At 74.0% G+C, this 2,638-nt stretch carries 2 protein-coding genes and 1 pseudogene; all 3 read right to left on the bottom strand.

Annotation, left to right across the window (positions count from 1 at the left end; genetic code table 11):
• A pseudogene (locus tag GT030_RS25815) lies at positions 1 to 466 on the bottom strand (zinc carboxypeptidase); the annotation flags it as partial.
• Positions 467 to 650: 184 nt separating this feature from the next.
• Positions 651 to 1,640, bottom strand: coding sequence for a DNA-binding protein WhiA (whiA, locus tag GT030_RS25820; RefSeq protein ID WP_030809753.1), 990 nt, complete (start codon positions 1,638 to 1,640; stop codon positions 651 to 653).
• Entirely contained in the window at positions 1,631 to 2,623 is a 993-nt protein-coding gene (yvcK, locus tag GT030_RS25825; RefSeq protein ID WP_346009747.1) for a uridine diphosphate-N-acetylglucosamine-binding protein YvcK, read from the bottom strand. Before yvcK ends, whiA begins: the two co-directional genes overlap by 10 nt.
• Positions 2,624 to 2,638: the final 15 nt, after the last annotated feature.

Genomic DNA, 2,638 nt, shown 5'->3' on the forward strand with positions numbered 1-2,638 from the left:
TACGGCCGATGGACTCGACCTTGGCGAGACCGGGGTTCTCCTGCGCGGTCCGCAGGATCTCCTCCTTGAGCCCGCCGCTGCCGCTGTACGGGCGGAACACGCCCTGGGCGGCGGCCGCGAGGCGCTTGTTCGCGCCGCTCGGCAGGGCGTGCTCGGTGAGGCGGACGCCCTGTTCTTTCAGGCCGCGGGCCTGCCGGTCGGTGAGGTAGGCCTCGACGGCGGTCCGGCCGCTCGCCCCCACCCGCTCCCCCAGCTCATGGGCGTCCTGGCCCGCCCTGAGCAGCAGGGGCACCTGGGCGCGGGTGACCTCGGCCCGGAAGACCTTGACCTCGTCGCCGCTGCCGGCGGGCGCGCTCTCCCGCGCCTGGGCGACGGGCGTGAGGCAGGCCGCCCCGGCCAGCAGCGCCCCGACGGCGAGGACCGCTCTGGCCGCGGGTCTGGCTGTGGGCCGGGCTGCGGGTCTCACTGGGTGTCTCATGAACCCCCCTCGCGGTGGTCCGCCACAGCGGCGAACAGGTTGCCAGGCTCATGTCACTGCATGATCGAGTCAAGAGCGCCCCAAGGACACGCGAAACGCCGGTGCCGACCACCCGAACGGGCGGCGGCACCGGCGTCTGTGCGGCGTTTTCCCTGCCTTGGCGCCTTGGGGATCAGCCCGCGAGGTTGTCCGCCAGCTCCTCGGAAAGGTTGGCCTCGGTGCTCGGGATACCGAGGTCGGAGGCGCGCTTGTCGGCCATCGCCAGCAGCCGGCGGATACGGCCGGCCACCGCGTCCTTGGTCAGCGGCGGGTCGGCCAGCGCGCCCAGCTCCTCCAGGGACGCCTGCTTGTGCTCCATGCGCAGCCGGCCCGCGGCGGCGAGGTGCTCGGGCACTTCCTCGCCCAGGATCTCCAGCGCCCGCTGCACCCGCGCCCCGGCGGCGACGGCGGCCCGCGCCGAACGGCGCAGGTTGGCGTCGTCGAAGTTGGCGAGCCGGTTGGCGGTCGCGCGGACCTCGCGCCGCATCCGGCGCTCCTCCCAGGCCAGCACCGACTCGTGCGCACCGAGCCGGGTGAGCAGGGCGCCGATGGCGTCGCCGTCGCGGACCACGACCCGGTCCACGCCCCGCACCTCGCGGGCCTTCGCGGCGATCGACAGCCTGCGGGCCGCGCCGACCAGCGCGAGCGCGGCCTCGGGGCCGGGGCAGGTGACCTCCAGCGAGGAGGACCGGCCGGGCTCGGTGAGCGAACCGTGCGCCAGGAAGGCGCCGCGCCAGGCGGCCTCGGCGTCACAGGTGGCGCCGGAGACGACCTGCGGGGGCAGGCCCCGGATCGGGCGGCCCCGGCCGTCCACGAGCCCGGTCTGCCGGGCCAGCTGGTCGCCGCCCGCCACAACCCGCACCACGTAGCGCGAGCCGCGCCGCAGGCCGCCGGGCGCCATCACGATCAGCTCGGAACTGTGGCCGAAGATCTCCAGGATGTCCCGCTTGAGGCGCCGGGCTGCCATCGCGGTGTCCAGTTCCGCCTCGATCACAATGCGCCCGCTCACCAGGTGGAGGCCGCCGGCGAACCGCAGAATGGCGGAGACCTCCGCCTTTCTGCAGCAGGTCCGGGTGACGGGAAGCCGGGAGATCTCATCCTTCACCGCTGCCGTCATCGCCATGGGCCGATCCTTCCATGCATCCGAAAAATACGGTCGTACGCGGCGGCCAGCAGCTCCGGATCGTGCCGGGGAGTTCCGTCGGTCCGGGCCACCGGCGCCAGCTCGACCGCGGCTCCCAGCCGCTTGGCGGCCTCGGTGAGCGAATCGCGGTCGGGCACGGCCGCCTCGTCGGCCAGCACCACGTCCAGGGCGAGTTTAGGGGCGTGTCGCCCCAAAACCTCCAAATGACGCTGCGGTGAGAAGCCCTCGGTTTCGCCGGGTTGCGGGGCGAGGTTCAGCGGGAGGACCCGGCGCGCCTTGGTCTGGGTGAGCGCGTCGAGCAGTTCGGGCACGAGGAGGTGCGGGATGACAGAGGAGAACCAGGAGCCCGGCCCGAGCACCACCCAGTCCGCGTCGAGTACCGCTTCCACCGCCTCGGGGACGGCCGGCGGGTCGGAGGGCACCACGTGCACCGACTGCACCTCACCCGGCGTCAGCGCGACCGTCGCCTGTCCCCGCACGGTGTCCACGTCGTCCGGCCGGTCCGGATCGTGTCCCTTGACCAGGGCCTGCAGCTCCAGCGGCACCGCCGACATGGGCAGCACCCGGCCGTGTGCCCCGAGCAGCCTGCCGACCAGGTCGAGCGCCATCACATGGTCGCCGAGCTGCTCCCACAGGGCGACGATGAGCACATTCCCGACCGCGTGGTCGTGCAGGTCGCCCTGGGACTGAAAGCGGTGCTGGATGACCCGGGCCCAGGTCTGGCCCCACTCGTCGTCCCCGCACAGCGCGGCCAGCGCCTTGCGGAGGTCGCCGGGGGGCAGCACGCCCAGCTCGTCACGGAGACGTCCGCTGGAGCCGCCGTCGTCGGCGACGGTGACCACGGCGGTGAGGTCACCGGTGATCCGCCGCAGCGCGGCGAGCGAGGCGGACAGGCCCATGCCGCCGCCGAGCGCGACCACCTTGGGCTGGGCGCCGCGTCTGCGGGGCCGCGCGCCCCGCACCTCGACGGGGCGGGC

This window comes from Streptomyces sp. SID1328, assembly GCF_009865595.1.
Classification (GTDB): Bacteria; Actinomycetota; Actinomycetes; order Streptomycetales; family Streptomycetaceae; genus Streptomyces; species Streptomyces griseoluteus.

What these genes read in the sequence shown, in the direction of transcription:
- whiA (WP_030809753.1), bottom strand. Translation starts at nt 1,640, where the DNA reads ATGGCGATGACGGCAGCGGTGAAGGATGAGATCTCCCGGCTTCCCGTC.